A 20549-nucleotide genomic window follows, 5' to 3' on the forward strand; every position below is an offset into this window, starting at 1 on the left:
CCGCTACCGCGCGCGAAGTCTGCGAAAGTGATCAGGTGACCGACGTCCTGCTGCCGCCGCGAATCCAGCCAGGAGACCGGGTCCGGCTCGTCTCCCCGGCCAGCTGGCCCACCGAAGAACTGCTCGCGGACTCCGTGCGGACGCTGGAAAGCTGGGGGCTGACCGTCGAAATCGGCGAACACGCCCTGGACCGGCACGGATACCTCGCCGGACTCGACGAGGACCGGCTCGCCGACCTCAACGACGCCTACCGCGACCCCGGCGTGCGCGCGGTCATCGCGACCCGCGGCGGGGCCGGGGCGTACCGGATCGCCGACGGGATCGATTTCGCCGCCGTGCGCGCGGATCCCAAGCCGCTCATGGGGTTCAGCGACATCACCAACCTGCACCTGGCGCTGTGGCGGCACTGCCGGATCGCCGGAATCCACGGCTTCCTCGCCGGCCCGCGCTCCGCCGGATCGACCCGGCGGCTGCTGTGCGAAACCGAACCCACGACGCTGCACCGGGACCCGGCCGCGCTCACCGCCGCGATCTCCTTCCCCGGCACGGCCACCGGGAACCTGATCGGCGGCCATCTCGGCACGGTCATCGGGTTCATCGGAGCCGGACTGCCCAGCCTGGACGGCGCGATCCTGTTCCTCGAAGCCCCGCGCGCGATCGGACTGGGCCAGGTCGACCGCCAGCTGACCCACCTCATGCGATCCGGTTCGCTGCGCGGTCTGCGCGGGGTCGCGCTCGGCCGCTTCCCCGGCTTCGAGGACTACACCGACCGCGGCTGGACCGTCCTCGACGTGCTGCGCGACCGGCTCGGCGCACTGGACGTCCCGGTCATCGGCGGCATCGACGTCGGCCACGGCGACTCACCGCTGTCACTCCCGCTCGGACCGATCGCGAAACTGACCGCGGACACGCTCACGGCCGGACCCGCAGTCCGCTAAGAACCCCAGCTCAAATGCCGGTAATGCAACCCGTTCTTCGACTCCCGCCATTCGCCGACGGTGTCCGGCTCCCGGCCGATCTCCGGCGCGTAGACGTCGCCCTCGAAGGACTCCTGGAGTTCGGTCACCTCGATCCGGTCAGCGAACGGCAGCGACTCCCGGTAGATCCGCGCGCCGCCCATCACCCAGACGTCACCGTCCGCGGCCGCAAACGCTTGCTCCAGGTCGGGAAAAGTTTCCGCGCCTTCCTGCGGCGTGCGGGACACCACGAGGTTCCGCCGCCCCGGAAGCGGCCGGAAGCGCTCCGGCAGCGACTCCCACGTGCGCCTGCCCATGAGCACCGTCGCGCCCGCGGTCACCGTGCGGAAGTGCTTCATGTCCTCCGGGATGTGCCACGGCAACGCGTTGTCGCGCCCGATGACGCGGTTCGCCGCCTGCGCCCAGATGAGTCCGATCATCAGACGGCCACCGGAGCCTTGATGCCGGGGTGCGGGTCGTAGCCCTCCAGCGAGATGTCCTCGTAGCGGTACTCGAACAGGCTCTCCGCCGGCTTCAGGCTCAGCGTCGGGAACGGCCGCGCGTCCCGGGAAAGCTGCTTGTGCACCTGGTCTACGTGGTTGTCGTAGATGTGGCAGTCGCCACCGGTCCAGATGAAATCGCCGACGCGCAGGCCGACTTGGTCGGCGATCATGTGCGTCAGCAGGGCGTAGCTCGCGATATTGAACGGCACACCGAGGAACAGGTCCGCGCTGCGCTGGTACAGCTGACAGGACAGCTCGCCGTTGGCCACGTAGAACTGGAAGAACGCGTGGCAGGGCGGCAGCGCCATCTGCGGGATGTCTCCGACGTTCCACGCCGACACGATGATCCGCCGCGAATCCGGGTTCTCGCGCAGCGTTCGCAGCACGTCGCTGATCTGGTCGACGTGCCCGCCGCCGGGGGTCGGCCAGGACCGCCACTGCACGCCGTACACCGGGCCGAGGTCGCCGTCCGGGGCCGCCCATTCGTCCCAGATCGTGACGCCGTGGTCACGCAGCCAGGTGACGTTCGAGTCGCCGCGCAGGAACCACAGCAGTTCGTACGCGATGGACCGGAAGTGCACCTTTTTCGTGGTGATCAGCGGGAATCCGTCGGCCAGCCGGTAACGCAACTGGTGCCCGAAGATCGACCGCGTGCCCGTACCGGTGCGGTCGCCCTTCTTGGCTCCGGTGTCGAGCACGTGCTGAAGCAGGTCTTCGTACTGCGTGTCCGGCATGTCTGCGGATGGTAGTCGAGCCAGCGCCGTGTCAGCGGGATATCAGCCGTCGCGGTGACGCTGGTCGCACCACCACCGAGAGGGGACCCGAACATGACACGCCCGCCAGGCCTGCCGCTCGAGCGCGACGCAGGCCCCTTCGCCCCGCCGTCCGCCATCACCCGGCTGCGGGAGACCCGGCCGGTGAGCCCGCTGAAGTTCCCGGACGGGCACGACGGCTGGCTGGTCACCGGCTACGACGCGGTCCGCCAGGCGCTCGCCGACCCGCGGTTCAGTTCGCGCCAGGACCTCGGCGCGGTGCACGTGCCCTACGAAACGCCGAGCATGCCCGAGGCGCAGGAGGAGTTCGATCCGTCGCCGCAGGTGCCCGGCCTGTTCATCACGATGGATCCGCCGGACCACACGCGGCTGCGCCGGAAGCTCACCGGCACGTTCACCGTCAACCGGATGAAACAGCTCGAGGAGCACATCACCGAAATCGCGCAACGGCAGCTCGACCATCTCGCCGCGTGCCCGAAGCCGGTCGATCTGGTGAAGGAATTCGCGCTTCCGGTTCCGTCGCTGGTGATCTGCGAAATGCTGGGCGTCCCGTATTCCGACCGGGAGACGTTCCAGAAGAACTCCGCACAGATGATGCTGCGGGACCAGAGCATCGAGGACAAAATGGCCGCCTGGACGGCGCTCACGTCGTATCTCGGGAAGCTGGCCGCCGAGAAGCGCGCGGTTCCCGGCTCCGACATCCTGTCCGATCTGGCGCGTGACGAGGACCTGAGCGTCGAGGAACTCGTCGGCATCGGCTTCCTGCTGCTGCTCGCCGGGCACGAAACGACGGCGAACATGCTGGCCCTCGGCACCTTCGCCCTGCTGGAGAACCCCGGGCAAATGGCCGCGCTGCGCGCCGATCCGGATCTGATCCCGGGCGCGGTCGAGGAACTGCTGCGGTATCTCGCGGTGGTCGACGTCCTGTTCCGTTATGCGTCCGAAGACCTCGAACTCGGCGGCGAGAAAATCAGCAAGGGATCGACCGTTCTCATTTCGATGCTGGCGGCCAATCGCGATCCTTCGCGGTTTCCCGAAGGCGACGACCTCGACGTCGAACGGAATGCGCGCACACATGTGTCGTTCGGGCACGGCGTGCACCAATGCCTCGGCCAGCAGCTCGCCCGGATCGAAATGCGCGCGGGATTCGCCGGGCTGCTGCGCCGCTTCCCGACGCTCGCGCTCGCGGTCCCGCCGGAAAAGGTCCCGCTGCGGACCGGCATGAACATCTACGGCGTGCACGAACTGCCCGTGACCTGGTGAGACCCAGACGTCAACGGATCAGTTGACGAACACTGGCGTCAACCTATACGTTGACGACCATGACCGACTCCGTGCAAGCAATGGCCACCCGCTACTTCCGGCAACGCGAGAACCCCTTCCTCGCCGAACTGGTCCGCGCGGCGAGATCCGGCCGCCAGCCCGGCGAGGACCTCAGCGCCGAGGACGCGGCGGAGGCGTTGCACCTGGTCCCGGACGTCCGGCAAGACCTGGACCGGGCCGAGGTCACGCTGATCGAATCGGTGCTCGACCGCGGCTGGACCTGGGAACAACTGGGGGCGGAGTACGGCGACCGGTCCAAACAGGCGATGCAGCAGCACTACCGGCGGCGCGGCGGGAACCGTTCCTGGCCCGGCAAGGAACGCCCGCCGCGCACCGGCTCGCCGCACCGGCTCGGCGACGAAGACTTGAATCCGGCCGACGTGGCGAAGGCGCGCGAGGCGATCAGCGCCTTGCTCGCCACCGCGCACGACGTCGCCGAAACCCACACCGTCGACGGGAAGTGGACCGCGGGCGAACCGATCCTGGAGGAGATCTCGGCAGTCGGCCTGGATCCGTTGCCCCGCTTGGAAGTCGCGTGCCGGACCGCGGCGAAGGCGATCGAAGACATGGTCGTCGCGGGCTGGGAACGCCGGGATCCGGGACGCGAGCAGCGGCGGCGCCGATCGTGGACGGTGCGGCTGGACGACGAGATGCGGGACATGGCGGCCTGGCTCGACCGGGAACCGCAAGGACGGCCCCTCCCCCGCGACGATCGCCCGCTGACCGTCGGGACGACCACCGCCGAACACGCGGATCACATCGAGATCGCCGCCGAGGACGTCGAACAGGTGCGGGAGTCGATCAGCCTGGCGCTCGCCCGGCTCGAAGCCCACCGCGCCGCGTTCGACCAGGTCATCGAGGAGCTGAAGCGGCATCAGGCCGAACTGCCCTGAGCAGGTTCACCGGGACTGCAGCCACCTGTCCCACGGCCGTTCCTTGTCCTTCGCGAACGGCGCCTCCGAGCGCAACCCACGCGGAATCAGCACCAGGGCTTCCCCGGCGAAGCTGACGCCGATCGCCAACTGGTACGGCCTCGCCTGTTCATGCATCCCTAATCTCACTGCCAGCACAGTGAATCCGGCCGACGCGGCGACACCGAGCACGAACAGCGCGAGGCTCGATTTCCGGTAACGCTGCCACAGTTCGCCTTTCTTCGGATACAGCCGGATCGTCGCGCCGCGCGCAGCACCGAAGGCGAGACCGATCACGCAGCTGCCGACGATCCACCACACATCGACACTGGTCAGCCCCTTGAAGCTGACGACCCCCGCGACGCCGATGGCGATCAGCACCACCGGCGGCGCCACGGTGTCGCGCCAGTTCAGCGGCTCCCCGAGCATCCGGAACACCAGCATCACCACGACGCCGACGGCCAAGCTCACGAGCACCCACCCGCTCATCGCGGTCCCCCTCACCCTGCGCCGGGGCCTCGTGCGCGGCAATACCGGTTCTCATCGGCATCACACTCACGAGCCCACCTATTTAGCACCTCCATGCCAAATCCATCGTGGCATCAGCGTGCTATAAACGCAACCATGCCGAAGATCGTGGTGCCGGAAGACCGGCGGAAGGCAGTCAGCGAGGCCGTGGTCCGGGTGGTCCGCCGCTGCGGCGTCGAAGGCGCGACCCTCGGCAATGTGGCCAAGGAAGCCGGCCTCGCGATCGGCTCGATCCGGCATTACTTCGCCGACCACGAGGCGATGATGATCTTCACGATGGACCAGCTCGGCCACCGGATCGGCGAGCGGGTCGCGGCGCGCGCGGACCGGCTGCTCGCCGCCGAAACCGGCCGCCGGACGCTGGTCGAAGACCTGCTCGCCGAGTTCCTCCCGCTCGATGACGAGCGCCGGGACGAGGCGATGGCGTGGCTGGCGTTCACCGTCGCCGCCCGCACCCGTCCGGCGTTCCGCGCCAGCGCCGACGCGCAGCACCAGTACCTGCGCGACCTGATCACGCGAATCCTGCGCGAAGCCGTCGCGCTCGGCCGGCTTCCGGAGGAACTCGACCTGACCGTCGAGTCCGTCCGGCTGTCCGCACTGCTCGACGGACTGACCATGCAAGCGGTGCTGCACCCGGAATCGATGCCGCCGGAACTGCTCCGCGACGCGCTGCGGCGAAGCCTGCCGTAACCCGGATCCCTTGTGGACCGACCCGCTTCAGCGCGATTCATCGCATGTGAACGCGCTGTGAATATTGCGAATTACCTGTCGCCGCGGTGAGCGAAACCGCGGCGGTGCCAGTCATTTTCCCGCAGAAGGCGCTGTGAACACTCACACCGCGTGCCGGAGCCGTTGCTCTGCGGGAGCGGGCGAGCACACAGTGATGCTCGGCCGGGTCACCCCGGCAAGCTCCCTTCCCCGTCTGGCACAAGGAGATTCGATGGATTACCGACCCACCCGGCGGACAGTCCGGATTACGGTGGCGACCGGGGCAGCCGCGCTTGCCGTGGCGCTGCTGCCGGGCACCGCGCTGGCCCAGTCGGCCAACGACGCGCACCAGCCGAACGGCCTCATCAAGACCGCCACGCACACCCAGGTGCGCGAGATCCAACCGGTCGGCGGCAGCATGCGCGCCGCGGCGCTGCCGGCGTCGAAGCAGCTCGAATACAACCAGCAGGTGCAGGAAAACGACCAGTGGTGCTGGGCGGCGGACGGCTCCAGCATCGAGCAGTCCCAGGGCGGCACCGCCTCGCAGGCCGATTTCTGCGCGGCGGGCAAGGGCACCCAGTCCGGGTACTGCCCGAACGAGGGCGGCCAGATCTACGAGATCGTGCAAGGCTTCCAGGGCACCGGGTTCTCCGCGCAGGACGCGAACGGGCCGATCAGCTACTCGTCGATCCAGAACCAGGTCAACTCCGGAATCCTGAACCTGACCGGCATCTACTGGACCTCCGGCGGCGGGCACGCCGAGGTGATCTACGGATACGACAGCTCGAACCAGTCGCTGATGGTCGGCGACCCGTGGCCGAGCTACGAGCGGTACCAGACCTGGGACTACAACTCCTACCGCAGCAACGCCCAGTTCACCTGGAACGACACCATCGTCAACATCAAGAAGGGCTGACGAGCCGCCATGGGTGAGATCTGCCGGAAGTTCGCCGCCGGCGCGGCGATCGCGGTCGCGGCGCTCCTGTCCGCCGGTCCCGCCGAGGCCGCCGGGGCCTCGTGGGTCGCGCCGCCGTCGGAGCAGGACGTCGCGGCCGCGGTCAAAGCCGCGGAAACGGCACGCGCGATCAGTTTCGCCAAGTCGAACTTCCGGCAGGTCGGGCACGCCGATCCGGGCCGGATCACCCTTGAGCACAAGGGTTTCCCGGTCTACACGCTCAATCCCGACTTCGTCTCCGCGAAGCCGGGAGCCCCCGCCGGGGTACTGCGGGCGATCGCGGTGACGGCTACCGCGGCCACCGGCGCGAAAGCCACCCTCCGCGCCGCGCCCGACCACACCGCGCCGACCGGCTGGTCGGTCGGGAACGTGTTGTCCGGCAACGACGAGGAGGCGCTCAGCGCCCGGCTGCGCCCGGGGTCGGTGCTGCTGAACGAGCCTCAGATCAACGGATGGTACGACCTCGGCCGCGACGGCGTCGTGCTGTTGCAGGCCAGTCTCCCGCAGTCCCCGGTCGGCCAGTTCACGCCGATCGCCGAGTACCAGCAGCAGGTGCGTTCCCGGTACGCCGACAAACAGCCCGGTTCGGATTACCAGCGCGGCGGCGGAATCGGGTTCAAGCAGACCGTCCTCCAGCAGCGCGACACCGGACCGGCCGGTTCGCTGGTCGTCGCGCTGATCGTGTTCGGTTCCGCGGTGGTGCTCGGCGGAGCGTTCCTGGTGTGGCGCTGGACGAAACGGCGGATCAGTCCCAAATGAGATCGACCCCGGCGATGCCTACGCCGAGTTCCTCGAAATAGGCGCTGACCGTGTTCCCCGGCCCGCAGAACAGCGGCTCGCGGACCAGCAGTTCCAGGTCTTCCCTCGGCCGGATGGTCCGCAGGCAGCGCGCGGGCAGCGCGGACGGGTCGAAGCGCAGCCGCAGCAGGTAAGCCGACATGCGGGAGCGTACGACCCGATGGAAATTCCCCGGCCGGACCGAGGCGGCGGGACGCAGCGTGAACCCGAACGTGTGCGTCTCCCCCTCGGCGAGGCCCCGGTCGAAGAGCAGCTCGAACACCATTCCCGCCGACCGCGTGCTGCGGCGCACCCGTCCGACCCGGCAGCCGTCGACCGCGATGATCTCGGTCGCCGTGACGTCGCTGCCCTCCTCGTCCTGGTGCGTCACCAGGAAGCTGTCCGGCCCGGATCTTCGGGCGCGCACCACCATGGTCGACGAGATCTCCGCGGTCCGGCCTTGCGGTCCGAGGGTCAGCACGTCGACCACCGTCGCGACGTCCAGATCCGCGTTCTCCTCGACGCCGGGCGTTCCGCTCAGCTCGTCGCGCAGTGCGAAGGTCTCCGCCCAGCTCTGCTGGAGTTCCGGCAGCGAGGGCCTGCGGTCGGCGTCCGCGGTCCGGTGCGGTCCGATCAGCACGACCAGACTGTCCGGCGGCAGGTTCAGCACCGACTCCAGAGCGCGCACGACATCGAGCGACCGGGGCGCGGACGGACTGCGCAGCCCGCGCTGCCAGTAGCTCAGCGTGGACTCGGCGACCGAAACCCCGTGCGCGGCGAGATGCGCGCGGAGTCGCGAAAGGGACAACCCGCGCCGGTCGACGGCCTCGGACAATGCGCGGTGAAACGGGCCGGACCGGACTGTTCGCGCCGACCACCGGACCGCCAAGCTCTGCTGCTGCATCTGGCTTCCCCTGCTCGTGCCGAATAGCTGTTCAGCATGAGCAGTTCGTGACCGGCCAACAACCGTCCATGGTCGAGAATCGGACAAATCCCCCCGCTTGTGCGGACTCAGCCGTCCCCGAGATCGCGCCAGACCGCGCCCAGTTGGCGCAGCTGCTCGTCGTCCAGCCGGTCGAAGAAGAGCGTCCGCAGGTCCTCGTGATGGCGCCGACGGGCTTTGCGCATCAGCGCGCGCCCCTGCGCGGTCAGCACCGCGTCGAAGCTGCGGGCGTCCACCTCCGATTGGCGGCGCGCGATCAGCCCGCGGCTGACGAGGCGGTCGGCCAGCCGGGTGAAGCCGCCAGTGGACATCAGGCGGCGCTGCGCGAGGTCGGTCATCCGCATGCCCGCGTCGCCCGCCTCGGCCAACAGGGCCAGCACGCCGTACTCCGCCATGCTCACGTTCAGCGGCGCGAGCCCGTCCGCCAGCGCGCGCCACAGCCGCTCGTGCGTGAAGAGGAACCCGCTCCACGCCTCCTGTTCCAGGTCTCGCAGACCGTCGCTCGCCATGCCGACACGGTAACCGGGCCCGGCAACCGGGTGAGCACGGCCTTCACCGGACATCATTGTCTGCACAGACAGGTTAATCCGGACAGGCTCGTCCGCGGCATGCGGCCGGGTGCAGGAAAAAAGCACCGACGATGGCTGAACCGCAGAATCCCCGACCGCCGGACCGCGGCCGTTCGAAATCGGCATCCTGACGTTCGCCGAACTCACCCGGGACCCGGTTTCCGGGGCCCTCCCCTCGCCGCACCAGCGGGCGCGCGAGTCGATCGAGCGGAAGAAGCTGACCTGCTGATCGCGGCGACGCCGGTGTTCCGCGGTTCGTACCAGGCATGTTCAAGCAGTTCTTCGATCCGGTCGGCCAGTACGCGCCAGCCGACAAACCCGTCCTGCTGGCCGCGACCGGCGGCGGGACCATCACGGCCTCGTGCTGGAACACGCGTTACGGCCGTTGTTCGGGTTCTTCCAAGCGTGCACGGGCGGATTCAGCCCGCGCTCTCGACCGCGGTCCGGTACCTGCCAGTGCTGAAGTAGGCAACCGCGAACTCCGTAAGGCGTTGTGCCGCAGCGGAAAGGTAGGCGTCCGCCCGCTGCACCACCGTCAAGGTCCGATGACAACCCGGAGCGTCCAGCTCCAGCCCGACGGCCGCCTCGTCCTTGGCGGCCCGTCGGGCCACCTCCGGGACCAGGCCGATCCCCAGCCCGCTCGCGATCAGCTGGCCGGTCGCGCCGGGTTCGTCGCTCTCGCAGGAGTAGTTCGGCGCCAACCCGGCCTCGGCGAAGAGGCGGTCGGCAAGGGCGCGCGGCCAGTAGCCGGGACGGGTGGTCACCATGGGCTCGTTCGCGAGGTCCGCCATCCGCACGCGTTTGCGCCGCGCGAGGCGATGCGTGCTGGGCACGGCGAGAATCACCTCCTCGCGCAGCAGTTCCCGCGCCTGGAGACCGGGTTGCCGCAGCGGCTGCGAGGCGAAGCACAGGTCCACCTCGCCCGCGCACAACTGCTGCGCCATGGTTTCCGCCGAAGATTGGTACAGCCGCAGCTCGATGCCGGGGTACTCCGTGCGGAAGGCGCTCATCAGGCCGGTCAGCGTGAGCAGCGTTTCCGACGCGACGGCGACCCGGCCGTGGTCCAGACCGGCCAGGTCGACGAGTTCCTGGCGGGCGTCGTCGAGCTCGCGCAGGGCCCGGTCGACGCGGCGCAGGAACGTCGTGCCGAAGTGGTTGAGCCGCAGTCCCCGCCCGGCCCGTTCGAACAGCGGCACGCCGAGATCCGCCTCCAGCCGCGCGATCGCCCGGCTCAGCGACGGCTGCGCGATGTGCAGTTCGGCCGCTGCCTGGCTGAGGTGGCCGCGGTAGGCGACCGCCTGGAAGTAACGCAGCTGAAGCAGGTCCATCTCATAGCTCCGAGGTCATGAGTACATGGCGATTTTGGTCTTGGACGGCATGAGAACTTCAGCTTAGCGTCGGAACGGGGGAATTCTTACGCGCACTAGGGGGAACGGTGGCCGAAGCGGCCCTGACACGCGGGCGGACGTTGCTGGTGGTGACGCGGGTCGTCGTGACGGTGCACGCCGTCGCGATCCTGGGTCAGCCAGTGTTCGCCGGACGGTATCTGATCGGCGATTACGGCATGCTCGCGATGCACGAACTCGGCGCGAACATCGTGTCGACGGTCGCGCTGGTGCAGCTCGTGCCTGCCGCGCTGTACTGGTGGCGAGGCGGGGTCCAGTGGCCGTTCTGGGCGAGCCTGCTGCTGGCCGGCGGCGAGACCGCGCAGTACTTCGCCGGCCAGGCCGGTGCTCTTGACCTGCACATTCCGCTCGGCGTCGCACTGGTCGCGATCGCGCTCGGGACGCTGTTCGGCATCTGGCGGACCGGGGCGCGGCGATGAGCGGGATGTCGCGCCGCCGGTTTCTCGGGCTGGCGGGCGGTGCCGGAGTGGTGCTCACGGCCGGGTTCGTCACCCCGCGGCTGTTCCGCCCGGCTGCCGCCACCGGCGAGCTGCTGACCAGCGAAGTGCCGCTGCCGCAACCGTTTCAGGTTCCGCTGCCATTGCCATCGGCGCTGAAACCGGTCTCTCGCGACGGCGGCGTCGACCGGTACGAGATCGTGCAGCGGGCGAGCACCGCGGAAATCCTGCCCGGACTGCGTACCCCGATCTGGGGCTACCAAGGCACGTTCCCCGGACCGACGATCGAGTCCCGCAGCGGCCGGACCACGATCGTCGCGCACCGCAACGAACTTCCGGTCCCGACCGTCGTGCACCTGCACGGCGGACGCACGCCGCCGGAGTCCGACGGCTACGCCACCGACCTCGTCCTGCCCGCCGACGGCCGGTATCTCGCCGGTGCCGGGCACGGGCACTCGGGGATGGCCGACCCGGACGCCGTCGTGACCACCGGCACCCGCGAGTACACGTATCCGTTGCGGCAGAAGGCCGCGATGCTCTGGTATCACGACCACCGGATGGATTTCACCGGCCCGGCCGTATACCGCGGACTCGCCGGACTGCACATCGTCCGCGACGACGAGGAAGACGCTCTCCCGCTGCCGCGCGGCGAGCGAGAGATCCCGCTGATGATCACCGACCGTGCGTTCGCCGAAGACGGATCGATGCGATACCCGTCGCTGGATCCTTCGCTGCGAACCGTTCCCGGAGTCGAAGCTGCTTACGCAGCAGGAGTTCTCGGCGACGTACTGCTGGTGAACGGCGCGCCGTGGCCGGTCGCGGAGGTGTCGGCGACCCGGTACCGCCTGCGATTCCTCAACGGTTCCAACGCCCGCCGGTACGACCTCGCCCTCAACCCACCGCCGCCGAGCGGGCCCGCGTTCACGCAGATCGGCTCGGATCAGGGTCTGCTGGACGCACCGCGCGGCCACGAACACCTGCCGATCGCGCCCGCCGAACGATACGACACGGTGGTCGACTTCGGCGCCTACCCGGTCGGCGCCGAGGTGACGCTGGTCAACCGCCTCGGAACCGGTACCACCGCACAGGTAATGCGTTTCCGCGTCACTCGCCGGGCGAAGGACGACAGCCGCGTTCCGGCAAAACTGTCCGAAGTGGAGCGTCTCGGCCGAGCACAAGCGACAGTGACACGCGAGTTCGCGTTCCGAAGTGGACAGTTCAACGGCAGGCACGGCTGGACCATCGGCGGCGAAGCCTTCACTCCGACGAAGATCGCGGCTGAGCCGAAACTCGGCGACGTCGAGATCTGGCGCTTCGTCGCGGATCTGCACCATCCGATCCACCTGCACCTGGTGCACTTCCAGATACTTTCCCGCGGCGGCAAGGACCCCGCCCCGCACGACGCGGGCCGGAAGGACACTGTGGACCTTCAGCCCGGCGAAGCGGTGGAGGTGATCGCGCGGTTCGACGGGTATCGCGGGCGGTACATGTTCCATTGCCACAATGCCGAGCACGAGGACATGGGGATGATGGCCACGTTCAAGACCGGCTAGGAAGGTGGTGCCGTCACCGCGTACCCCGGCGGTTGGGTGTTCCCGTCACCGTGACCTCGTGCGGGCGCATTCCTACGCTGGCCGCACGATTTCCCTTCCTTCCTGGAGGTGCGGCAATGGCGAATTCCGCAGGCCGGCTGGCCGGCGTGGCGCTGGGCCTTTCCGCGGTACTGGCGCTCACCGGCCAGACCGCCGCGACGGCCTCGCCCAGACCGGCGGCGGCTTCGGTGACCTGCAATTCCGGTCCGCTGCAGGTGAATTTCTCCGAATTCCCCGGTTCCCCGCCGAACGTGTTCTGGTCGCTCGGCGTCTTTTGTTCCGCTCCGGCGCAAATCTCCCTGTCCTCCCGGTTGACGACCGGGTTCGGCACACTGGCCTTCGGCACCAACCCCAGCGCGTTCACGCAGTTGCTCTTCACGACCTCGCCCGGCAACAAGTCGGTGTCGGTGCCGAAGGGCATTCCGGTGGAAGTGCTGGCCACCGCCACGATCGCCAACCGCACCGGCGGCGTCGTGACCATCGCGAGCCCCGCGGGCGGGAACTGCACCCGGAACAATTCCGTGCAGGTGACCTGCAACTACGTCAGCGGTTTCTTCCGGCCCTGACCGGAAGACCGGACGCCGGGCGCCGACGGCCGCGGCACCCGGCGTCATGGGCGGACAGACAGCGCGGCGAGAGCCAGATGCAGCAGATGCAGGTCGTGATAGCGGCTCACCGACAGCCCGGTGCGCTGCTCGATGTGCCGGAGCCTGCGGTCGAGAGTGTTGGGGTGGACGTGGAGCGCGGCGGCCACCCGCCGCCGGTCAGCGTTCCCGAGCACCCAGGCGCGCAAGGTATCCAGAAGTACCGGCGAATCGGCCAGCGGCGCGAGAATGCCGTGCAGTCTCGTCGCGATATCCGGTTCGCCCGAAACCAGCCGGTCGGTCAGCACGTGCGACAAGTCGTAGAACCCGGCTGGGTAGCCGCGGCTGCGCACGAGCTGCCAGACCGTCATCGCTTCCCGGAAAGCCCCGAGAAGTCCTTGCGTGCTGCCCTTGGCCAGCGCCACGTGGACGCCCGGCCCGAGCGAGTCGAGAGCCGATACGTGTTCCGGCACCCGCACTCCCGGCCCGTCGAACGCGGGCAAGGGATGCAGCAGAACAACGAACTGCTTGCGCGCCAGCACTAATGCACCGCTGTCGAGAAGAGTCCGTTCAAGCCGGGCCAGTTTGCCCGCCGGGTCACCGCGCGAGACCGCGGGCGACACCAACGCGACCAGATGAGCCGGTGCCCGCGTGCCCACCCCGGCGGCCGAACCGCTCAGCAGGCTGCGGACCACCTGTTCCCGGTACCGGCCGGTTTCCGCCCGTTGCTGATGCCAGTGGAAGAACGCGCCCAGTTCGGTGTCCTCGACCAGCGGCCCCAGCTGAGCCGACCACATGACCAGCGGCATCAGAGTCGCCCGATCGCTCACCGACGCTTCGGCGAGCGCGATGCGCATCGCGGCGGTGTAGCTCGTGGTGACGCCCAGCCGCAGCGAATCCGCGGAAAACCCGCCGTCGGCGACGACATGGCCGAACTTTTCGTACGGGGAAAGGGTTTCCTGGCCGATGAGCTGGTCTTCCCGTGCACAGTCGAAGGCGAGGTCCGCGCCGAACCGGATGAGCTCGACCGAACGCGGGATCAGCGCGAGCGCCCCCGGCCCGTGCACGGCCATCGTGGCGTTCAGCTCGTGCTGGACGCCGGTCAGCACCCGGGGCAGCAGCCGTTCCAGAACAGCCCTGGTTTCTCCGCTACGCATGGCGACGGTTTCCTGACGGCGAGGTGCCGCCCAGCATAGCGGCTGAGCGCGGCTCGCCGGAGCTACTTCGTCCAGACCCACAACCTGACGCGGCGGCCGGTCGCGAAGGCGCACACCAGCAGCGGCAGCAGCCAGTCCACGAAGAGGACGAATGCCACGACGAGAAGGGGATCCTGGTGCCACCCGTCGAGCACGCGGCTGCCGTCGACCCGGACGGACGCCGCGGCAAAGGCGACCACGACGATCAGCAGCCTGCTGCCCGCGCCAAGAAGAACGAAGGTCCGGCCGAGCGGGACGCGCAACGTCAGCAGCATCGCACCGGCCAAACAGCAGATTCCGCAGAAGACCTGGCTGACCAAACCGCTGAGCATGCTGACCGACATGGTCCCGTCGTCCGCCGGCACGTACCCCATGGTCAGCGACAGCGCGTCGATCGCGTCCCACCGGCTGCCCGGCGAGACGGAAAGCACTTTCTCGATCGGCCAGATCAAGAACGCCGTCTCACGCACGGCCAGCAGCACCGCGAACCCGATCGCGAGCACTACCCCAGCCGGTATCCGCTTAGTCCGCTGCGCCACCAAACCCTCCTCCGCCACCGAGGCGGTCAAGCTAATCCAGCTCGGGCGGGACTGGTCCCGAAATGCTCAGGCGGGTGCAGCCAGCCGATACCCGGCCCCGGCGACCGTCTCGATCACCGGCGGCGCCCCCAGCTTCCGCCGCAGCGTCATCACCGTGACCCGCACTGTGTTGGTGAACGGGTCGGCGTGCTCGTCCCACGCCTTTTCCAGCAACTGCTCCGCACTCACCACCGTCCCGTCGGCACGCATCAGCACCTCCAGCACCGCGAACTCCTTCGGTGACAGCGGCAGGAAGCGGCCGTCACGGGACGCCTGGTGCCGGGGCAGATCCAGGACCAAACCGGCCGCTTCCAGCACTGGCGGCAGGGCCGGACGCGCCCGGCGGGCCAGCGCGTGCACCCGGGCGACCAGTTCCGCGAAGACGAACGGCTTGGTCAGGTAGTCGTCCGCGCCGAGGTTCAGGCCTTCGATGCGGTCGGTGACGTCGGCGGCCGAGGTGAGCATGAGAACCCGGGTCTCGCCGCCCGCGTCGACTATTGCCGCGCAGACCTCGTCGCCATGGACGGTCGGCAGGTCCCGGTCCAGGACGACGACGTCGTACGCGTGCACGGCGACGCGTTCGAGAGCCTCGCCGCCGTCGTAGCAGACATCCACCGCGATGGAATGGCGGCGCAGCCCCTCGGCGATCGAATCCGCCAGGAGCGGTTCGTCCTCGACAATCAGTACCCGCATTCGATCATCATGCCCGGAACGCCGATAAAGGCGGCATAAGGATCAAGCGGGCAGCCGTACCTCGACGGTCAACCCACCGTTCGGATTCGCCCGTGCGGCCACGTCCCCATCGTGTGCCCTGGCGACGGAACGCACAATCGACAATCCCAGTCCGGAGTGATCCCCCGCGCCGGTGCGATCCGGCTTTCCCCGACGGAAGGGTTCGAACAAGCCCGCGACCGTTCTTTCGTCCACATCAGACCCGGAGTTGCGCACGCTCAGCGCGGGTGTCGCACCGATGGCGATCGACACCCAGCCGTCCGGGACGTTGTAGCTGATCGCGTTGCTCACCAGGTTCAGCACCAGGCGTTCGAGCAGCACGGCATCGCCGACGACCGTCCGCGCGCGCAGCCGGGTCTCCACCGTCACCCCGGCGTCCTTCGCTTGCGCGGCAGTGAGTTTCACTACCGAACGGACCACTTTGTCCAGTCGCACCGGTGCCCGTGCGCTCAGGCCGCGATCGCTGCGCGCGAGCACCAGCAATCCTTCGATCAGCCGTTCGCTGCGTTCGTTGGTCTGCAGCAAATGCGCGCCCAGCTTGGTCAGCACCGGCCCGGCTTCGGGATTTTCCAACGCGACTTCGATCAGCGTCCGCTGCACCGCGAGCGGCGTGCGCAACTCGTGTGAAGCATTGGCTACAAACCGTTTCTGGCTGTCGAATGAACCGGCGAGACGGTCCAGCATGCTGTCGAAAGTGTCGGCGAGTTCCTTCAGTTCGTCGCGCGGGCCGTCGAGGTTGATCCGCTCGTCGAGCTTCCCGGCCTCGAGCCGCCGCGCGGTCGAGGTGATCGTGTGCAACGGCCGCAGCGCGCGTCCGGCCATGAACCAGCCGAACAGCAACGCCAGGGCCGCGGTGACCAGCAGCGCGATCGCCGACGCGAGGACCAAAGTGGACATTGTCGAGCTGCGGTAGTCGGTGAGCACGGCCGTGGCCACCCGCTCCGCCGAAGCCGAAGCGGCATCCGCCGGGATCGCGCTGAAAGTCGCGTCAGCGGGAAGCGCATCGGCCGACATCGCCTGGCCCAGCCTCAGCGAAGCCCCGTCGCCGAGATATTGCGCGGGCGCGGGCAGTTCGTTGCTGACGACGATGTAGGTCACCACCACCAGCACGATTCCGGCCAGCAGGAAGAACCCGCCGTACAGCGCGGTGAGCCGGGTCCGCACGGACAGCCGCAGCGGCCCCCGGCGCGGGCCTGCGCTCTTCTCGGCCAAGGGATCCTCCCAGGTCGTGGCTGCCGGCAGTCTGTCGGATCCGGGCATAAGGAGAGGATAAACAAGATCGCTTAACGGGCCTGTATCGCCGCGTCGGTACTACTGGGCCACCGGCGGGAACGACCCGCCCGAGCGAAGGAGAATCCCGATGCGGAAAGCACGTCTGGCGGCCGTCGGGGCCGGACTGGCGCTGGCGCTGCTCACCGGGTGTTCGTCCGGGGACACCGCGCCGCAGGTGCCGTCGATCTCCGGCCCGAAAGCAAGCCCGGAACAGGACGCCGCCGCCGGAAAGACCGATCCCGCCGCGGACCGGGACGCGATGCGCGCCTACGCGAAATGCATGCGCGAACACGGCGTCGACACGCCGGATCCCGGCGAAAACGAGGCCCCGACCATCAACTTCTCCAACGATCCCAAGACCATGGCGGCGCTCGACGCCTGCAAGAAGCTGCTGCCCGGCGGCGGAATGCCGAAGAAGCTGACGCCCGAGGAATTGGACAAGGCCCGCAAGGACGCCAAGTGCATGCGCGAGCACGGCTTCGACCTGCCCGATCCCGACGCGAACGGCGGCGCGCGGGCGCTGCCGATGAAGGACGACGGGACCAAATTCGAGGCAGCGCTCAAGGCGTGCGGAATGGGAATGGCCGGAAAGTGACCGGGAAACGAGGGCGCTGGTTCATCGCCGCGGGAGCGACTGTCGTCGTGCTCGGCACGACCTCGGCCGTCGTGCTGACCCACGTCGCTTCCGGTGGCGAACCGGCCGCGGCGGCGAAGCCGGTGGCGACCGCCGAAGTGACCAAATCGGACCTGAAGGAAGAGGAGAACGCGACCGGGAAACTCGGCTACGGCAAGGAATCCACGCTGAGCGGCAAGAAGAACGGCACAGTGACCTGGCTGCCCGGGCGCGGCGACGTGCTCGGCCGCGGCAAGACGGCGTACACAGTGGACGCCAAGCCGGTGCCGCTGTTCTACGGGAGTCTGCCGTTCTATCGCGTGCTCAACGACGGCGTGGACAAAGGCCCGGACGTCAAAGAGCTCGAGGAGAACCTGAAAGCGCTGGGGTACGGCGGTTTCGGCACTCCGGACGAGAAGTTCACCTCCGCGACCGCCGCCGCGCTCAAACGCTGGCAGAAATCGCTCGGCCTCGAGCAGACCGGGTCGTTCGATCCGGCCGACGTCGTGCTGGTCCCCGGCGAGATCCGGGTGTCGTCAGTGGCCGGTCAGCTCGGCGGCCCCGGCGCGGGCGAGGTTTTCAAGTACACCGGCACCGCACGCGTCGTGGAGGCCGAATTGGACGCGACCAAGCAGAGTGTCGCGGTCAAGCGTGCGAAGGTGTCCGTGTCGCTCAACGGCCGCACGCTGACCGGCACCGTCACCGACATCGGCGGCACCGCGGCCGAGGACAAGGAAACCGGCAAGGCCAAGGTCACCGTCCAGATCCAGATGGACGACCCGGCCGCTGCCGGAGACGTCGTCGACGTTCCGGTTTCGGTGCGGTTCACCAAGGAGGTCCACCAGGACGTCCTGGTCGTCCCGGTCGGCGCGCTGGTCGCGCTCGCCGAAGGCGGATACGCGGTCGAGGTCGACGAGCAGGGCAAGCGGCGGCTCGTCGGCGTCGAAACCGGGCTCTTTTCTGGCGGACAGGTCGAGGTCAAGGCCGCCGGGCTGCACGCGGGCCAGCGGGTGGTGACCACGTCATGATCCCGGTGCTGGCCGCGTATCGGGTGTCGCGCACGTACGGCGGGAACGTGCCCGCGCTGCGCCAGGTCTCACTGTCCTTTTCGGACGGAGAAATGGCCGCCATCGTCGGCCCGTCCGGTTCGGGCAAATCCACGCTGCTGCAACTGATGGGCACGCTCGACCGGCCGACCGAAGGCCGGATCGAAATCCGCGGCCACGACGTCGCGCAGCTGTCCGACCGCAAACTCGCCGCGCTGCGCTCGCGGTGGATCGGCTTCGTGTTCCAGCAGTTCTTCCTGGACGACGGCGAAACCGCGGTGAACAACGTGTGCAGCGGGCTGCTGTACAGCGGAGTCCCGAAGCGGAAACGACGGGCGCAGGCGTTGGAGGCGCTCGACCGGGTCGGGCTCGGACATCGCGCCGGGCACCTGCCGGGCGAACTGTCCGGCGGCGAACGGCAGCGGGTCGCGATCGCGCGGGCGGTCGTGAACACGCCGCCGATCCTGCTCGCCGACGAACCGACCGGGAACCTCGACACCGGCAACGGCGCGGCGGTGCTGTCCTTGCTCGCGGAACTCAACGCCAGCGGCACCACGGTCGTGCTCATCACGCACGACCGGGAGATCGCGGCCGGAATGCCGCGGCGGATCGAGATCCTCGACGGGGAACTGCGCCTCGACACCGGCGCGGCCGATCTCGCGGGAGCACCGCGATGACCGCGCCCGCCCCGCCCAGCCCGAACCGGCTCGGTCCCGCCGACCTGCTCTCCCTCGGCGCGCACGGAATGCGCACCCGTCCGCTGCGCGCGATGCTGTCCGCGCTCGGCATCGCCATCGGCGTCGCGGCGATGGTCGCCGTGCTGGCGATTCCGGCGTCCGCGGACCAAGCGCTGCAGGACAAGCTCGCCGCGATGGGCACCAACCTGCTCCGCGCCGAAGCCGGGCAGACCCTCATGGGCGGCTCGGCGAAGCTGCCGGACTCGGCGGTCCCGATGGTGCGGCGGATCGCGCCGGTCGAGGGCGCGGTGGAGGTCGGCAAGGTCAACGCCAAGGTGTACCGCAACGACCGGGTCGGCAAGGACGATTCGGCGGGCGTCTCGGTGTTCGCCGCGCGGCCGGATCTGCTGCCGGTGCTCGGCGGAACGGTCCGGACCGGGACGTTCCTCAGCCCGGCGAACCAGCGCTTCCCTGCGGTCGTGCTCGGCTCGGAAGCTGCGTCGAGGCTAGGGATCGACCATCTCGATCCGGCGCGGCCGCCGCAGGTCCTGATCGGCTCGTCGTGGTTCAGCGTCGTCGGGATTCTCGCCCCGATGCCGCTCGCGCCGGAGGTCGAACGGTCCGTGCTGATCGGCTGGGACGTCGCCGAACAGGTCTTCGGCTTCGACGGCCATCCGAGCACGGTGTATCTGCGCGCGCGGGAGTCGCAGGTCAGCGCGGTCCGTTCGGTGCTCGCCGCGACAATCAACCCGGCCGCGCCGAACGAGGTCGCGGTCGAACGGCCGTCCGACGCGCTCGCCGCGCAGCAGCTGACGAAGAACACCTACGGCGCGCTGTTCCTCGGCCTCGGCGGGGTGGCGCTGCTGGTCGGCGGCGTCGGCGTGGCGAACACGATGGTGATCTCGGTGCTGGAACGACGGCGCGAGATCGGATTGCGCCGCGCGCTCGGGGCGACCCGAGGCCAGATCCGCGGGCAGTTCCTCGCCGAATCGGTGCTGCTGTCCGGGTTGGGCGGGCTCGTCGGGGTGGTGCTCGGGGTCGGCGCGACGGCGGGCTACGCGCTCAGCCAGGGCTGGCCCGCGGTGCTGCCGCCGGTCGCGCTCGCCGGCGGGGTCGCGGTCTCGGCCGCGGTCGGCGCGATCGCCGGTGCGTACCCGGCGATGCGGGCCGCGCGGCTTCCCCCTGCTCAGGCGCTGGCCTGATCCCGCGGACGGCCCGCACGACCGGAACGCGTGAACGCTACCCGGTCGTGCGGGCAATTATCACCACTGGACTCCCGTCTAGTGCTATCGTTCAACTAAGGTTACAAGCACTAACGTTCGATTAACTCCTTAACTCATGCTGGGCTGCCGAGGTATCGCAGGCACTACCGCGTCCCGGCAGCGCGGGGGATCGACCTCGCGCGCCGAACCGCGAATCCTCGGCTCAGCGGAGGATGCGGCGCGGCCGCCGGGAACGACTGGTCTGTGA

The 20549-nt window shown here is 69.0% G+C and carries 23 protein-coding genes; 13 read left to right on the plus strand and 10 right to left on the minus strand.

Annotated elements, in window-relative coordinates:
• Positions 1-35: 35 nt before the first annotated feature.
• On the plus strand, positions 36-938 hold the full coding sequence (locus L3Q65_RS28010; RefSeq protein WP_237597091.1) for an LD-carboxypeptidase: 903 nt from the start codon (positions 36-38) through the stop codon (positions 936-938).
• Here L3Q65_RS28010 and L3Q65_RS28015 read toward each other — a convergent pair.
• Positions 935-1396, minus strand: a complete 462-nt coding sequence (locus L3Q65_RS28015) for a dihydrofolate reductase (protein WP_182890182.1) — start codon at positions 1394-1396, stop codon at positions 935-937. The genes L3Q65_RS28010 and L3Q65_RS28015 overlap by 4 nt on opposite strands.
• Positions 1396-2193 carry a thymidylate synthase gene (locus tag L3Q65_RS28020; protein WP_182890181.1) on the minus strand — a complete coding sequence of 266 codons (798 nt, stop codon included), beginning with the start codon at positions 2191-2193 and terminating at the stop codon, positions 1396-1398. Before L3Q65_RS28020 ends, L3Q65_RS28015 begins: the two co-directional genes overlap by 1 nt.
• A 93-nt stretch (positions 2194-2286) precedes the next feature.
• On the opposite strand from L3Q65_RS28020, the gene L3Q65_RS28025 reads away from it, so the two are divergent.
• A complete protein-coding gene (locus tag L3Q65_RS28025) occupies positions 2287-3495 on the plus strand; it encodes a cytochrome P450 (RefSeq protein WP_237597092.1) in 1209 nt (402 codons plus the stop codon).
• Between the two features lie 59 nt (positions 3496-3554).
• Positions 3555-4448 (plus strand): hypothetical protein, encoded by an 894-nt coding sequence (locus L3Q65_RS28030; RefSeq protein WP_237597093.1) that lies wholly within the window; start codon positions 3555-3557, stop codon positions 4446-4448.
• A gap of 6 nt (positions 4449-4454) precedes the next feature.
• On the opposite strand, the gene L3Q65_RS28035 is transcribed toward L3Q65_RS28030, so the two are convergent.
• Positions 4455-4955: a DUF1453 domain-containing protein gene (locus L3Q65_RS28035; protein ID WP_237597094.1), complete on the minus strand. Its 501-nt coding sequence runs from the start codon at positions 4953-4955 to the stop codon at positions 4455-4457.
• Positions 4956-5090: 135 nt separating this feature from the next.
• Here L3Q65_RS28035 and L3Q65_RS28040 point away from each other — a divergent pair, with 135 nt between their 5' ends.
• The 3 genes from L3Q65_RS28040 (at position 5091) to L3Q65_RS28050 (ending at position 7416) form a co-directional block, all read left to right on the plus strand.
• Positions 5091-5684, plus strand: a complete 594-nt coding sequence (locus L3Q65_RS28040; protein WP_220506785.1) for a TetR/AcrR family transcriptional regulator — start codon at positions 5091-5093, stop codon at positions 5682-5684.
• 250 nt (positions 5685-5934) lie between these two features.
• The gene (locus L3Q65_RS28045) at positions 5935-6618 is read left to right on the plus strand and encodes a papain-like cysteine protease family protein (RefSeq protein ID WP_182890176.1); all 684 of its coding nucleotides are present in this window, start codon (positions 5935-5937) and stop codon (positions 6616-6618) included.
• Positions 6619-6627: 9 nt separating this feature from the next.
• Positions 6628-7416: a hypothetical protein gene (locus L3Q65_RS28050; protein WP_182890175.1), complete on the plus strand. Its 789-nt coding sequence runs from the start codon at positions 6628-6630 to the stop codon at positions 7414-7416.
• Here L3Q65_RS28050 and L3Q65_RS28055 read toward each other — a convergent pair.
• The 3 genes from L3Q65_RS28055 to L3Q65_RS28065 form a co-directional block, all read right to left on the minus strand.
• Positions 7403-8338 (minus strand): helix-turn-helix transcriptional regulator, encoded by a 936-nt coding sequence (locus L3Q65_RS28055; protein WP_182890174.1) that lies wholly within the window; start codon positions 8336-8338, stop codon positions 7403-7405. The genes L3Q65_RS28050 and L3Q65_RS28055 overlap by 14 nt on opposite strands.
• 107 nt (positions 8339-8445) lie before the next feature.
• Positions 8446-8886: a MarR family winged helix-turn-helix transcriptional regulator gene (locus L3Q65_RS28060; RefSeq protein WP_220506784.1), complete on the minus strand. Its 441-nt coding sequence runs from the start codon at positions 8884-8886 to the stop codon at positions 8446-8448.
• A 479-nt stretch (positions 8887-9365) separates the two neighbouring features.
• Positions 9366-10274 (minus strand): LysR family transcriptional regulator, encoded by a 909-nt coding sequence (locus L3Q65_RS28065; protein ID WP_182890173.1) that lies wholly within the window; start codon positions 10272-10274, stop codon positions 9366-9368.
• Positions 10275-10381: 107 nt separating this feature from the next.
• On the opposite strand from L3Q65_RS28065, the gene L3Q65_RS28070 reads away from it, so the two are divergent.
• From L3Q65_RS28070 to L3Q65_RS28080, 3 genes are all read left to right on the plus strand, one after another.
• Positions 10382-10771, plus strand: a complete 390-nt coding sequence (locus L3Q65_RS28070) for a hypothetical protein (RefSeq protein WP_182890172.1) — start codon at positions 10382-10384, stop codon at positions 10769-10771.
• Entirely contained in the window at positions 10768-12342 is a 1575-nt protein-coding gene (locus tag L3Q65_RS28075; RefSeq protein WP_237597095.1) for a multicopper oxidase family protein, read from the plus strand. The genes L3Q65_RS28070 and L3Q65_RS28075 overlap by 4 nt, the downstream gene beginning before the upstream one ends.
• A 116-nt stretch (positions 12343-12458) precedes the next feature.
• On the plus strand, positions 12459-12947 hold the full coding sequence (locus L3Q65_RS28080) for a hypothetical protein (protein WP_182890170.1): 489 nt from the start codon (positions 12459-12461) through the stop codon (positions 12945-12947).
• 44 nt (positions 12948-12991) lie between these two features.
• Here the strand turns inward: L3Q65_RS28080 and L3Q65_RS28085 are convergent, their stop codons facing one another.
• The 4 genes from L3Q65_RS28085 to L3Q65_RS28100 form a co-directional block, all read right to left on the minus strand.
• On the minus strand, positions 12992-14122 hold the full coding sequence (locus L3Q65_RS28085) for a CdaR family transcriptional regulator (protein ID WP_237597096.1): 1131 nt from the start codon (positions 14120-14122) through the stop codon (positions 12992-12994).
• Between the two features lie 62 nt (positions 14123-14184).
• Positions 14185-14700, minus strand: coding sequence for a hypothetical protein (locus tag L3Q65_RS28090; RefSeq protein ID WP_237597097.1), 516 nt, complete (start codon positions 14698-14700; stop codon positions 14185-14187).
• 66 nt (positions 14701-14766) lie between these two features.
• Entirely contained in the window at positions 14767-15432 is a 666-nt protein-coding gene (locus tag L3Q65_RS28095) for a response regulator transcription factor (RefSeq protein ID WP_182890167.1), read from the minus strand.
• A gap of 42 nt (positions 15433-15474) precedes the next feature.
• Positions 15475-16731, minus strand: coding sequence for a HAMP domain-containing sensor histidine kinase (locus tag L3Q65_RS28100; RefSeq protein ID WP_237597098.1), 1257 nt, complete (start codon positions 16729-16731; stop codon positions 15475-15477).
• Positions 16732-16831: 100 nt separating this feature from the next.
• Here L3Q65_RS28100 and L3Q65_RS28105 point away from each other — a divergent pair, with 100 nt between their 5' ends.
• Genes L3Q65_RS28105 through L3Q65_RS28120 form a run of 4 tightly spaced genes read left to right on the plus strand, consistent with a single transcriptional unit; the run spans position 16832 to position 20281 of the window.
• Complete coding sequence (locus L3Q65_RS28105; RefSeq protein WP_237597099.1) at positions 16832-17338, plus strand: hypothetical protein; 507 nt, start codon at positions 16832-16834, stop codon at positions 17336-17338.
• Positions 17335-18384 carry a peptidoglycan-binding protein gene (locus tag L3Q65_RS28110; RefSeq protein ID WP_237597100.1) on the plus strand — a complete coding sequence of 350 codons (1050 nt, stop codon included), beginning with the start codon at positions 17335-17337 and terminating at the stop codon, positions 18382-18384. Before L3Q65_RS28105 ends, L3Q65_RS28110 begins: the two co-directional genes overlap by 4 nt.
• On the plus strand, positions 18381-19079 hold the full coding sequence (locus L3Q65_RS28115) for an ABC transporter ATP-binding protein (protein WP_237597101.1): 699 nt from the start codon (positions 18381-18383) through the stop codon (positions 19077-19079). Before L3Q65_RS28110 ends, L3Q65_RS28115 begins: the two co-directional genes overlap by 4 nt.
• The gene (locus L3Q65_RS28120; RefSeq protein WP_237597102.1) at positions 19076-20281 is read left to right on the plus strand and encodes an ABC transporter permease; all 1206 of its coding nucleotides are present in this window, start codon (positions 19076-19078) and stop codon (positions 20279-20281) included. The genes L3Q65_RS28115 and L3Q65_RS28120 overlap by 4 nt, the downstream gene beginning before the upstream one ends.
• Positions 20282-20549 lie beyond the last annotated feature (268 nt).

It is taken from the genome of Amycolatopsis sp. FU40 (genome assembly GCF_021903635.1).
GTDB lineage: Bacteria > Actinomycetota > Actinomycetes > Mycobacteriales > Pseudonocardiaceae > Amycolatopsis > Amycolatopsis dendrobii.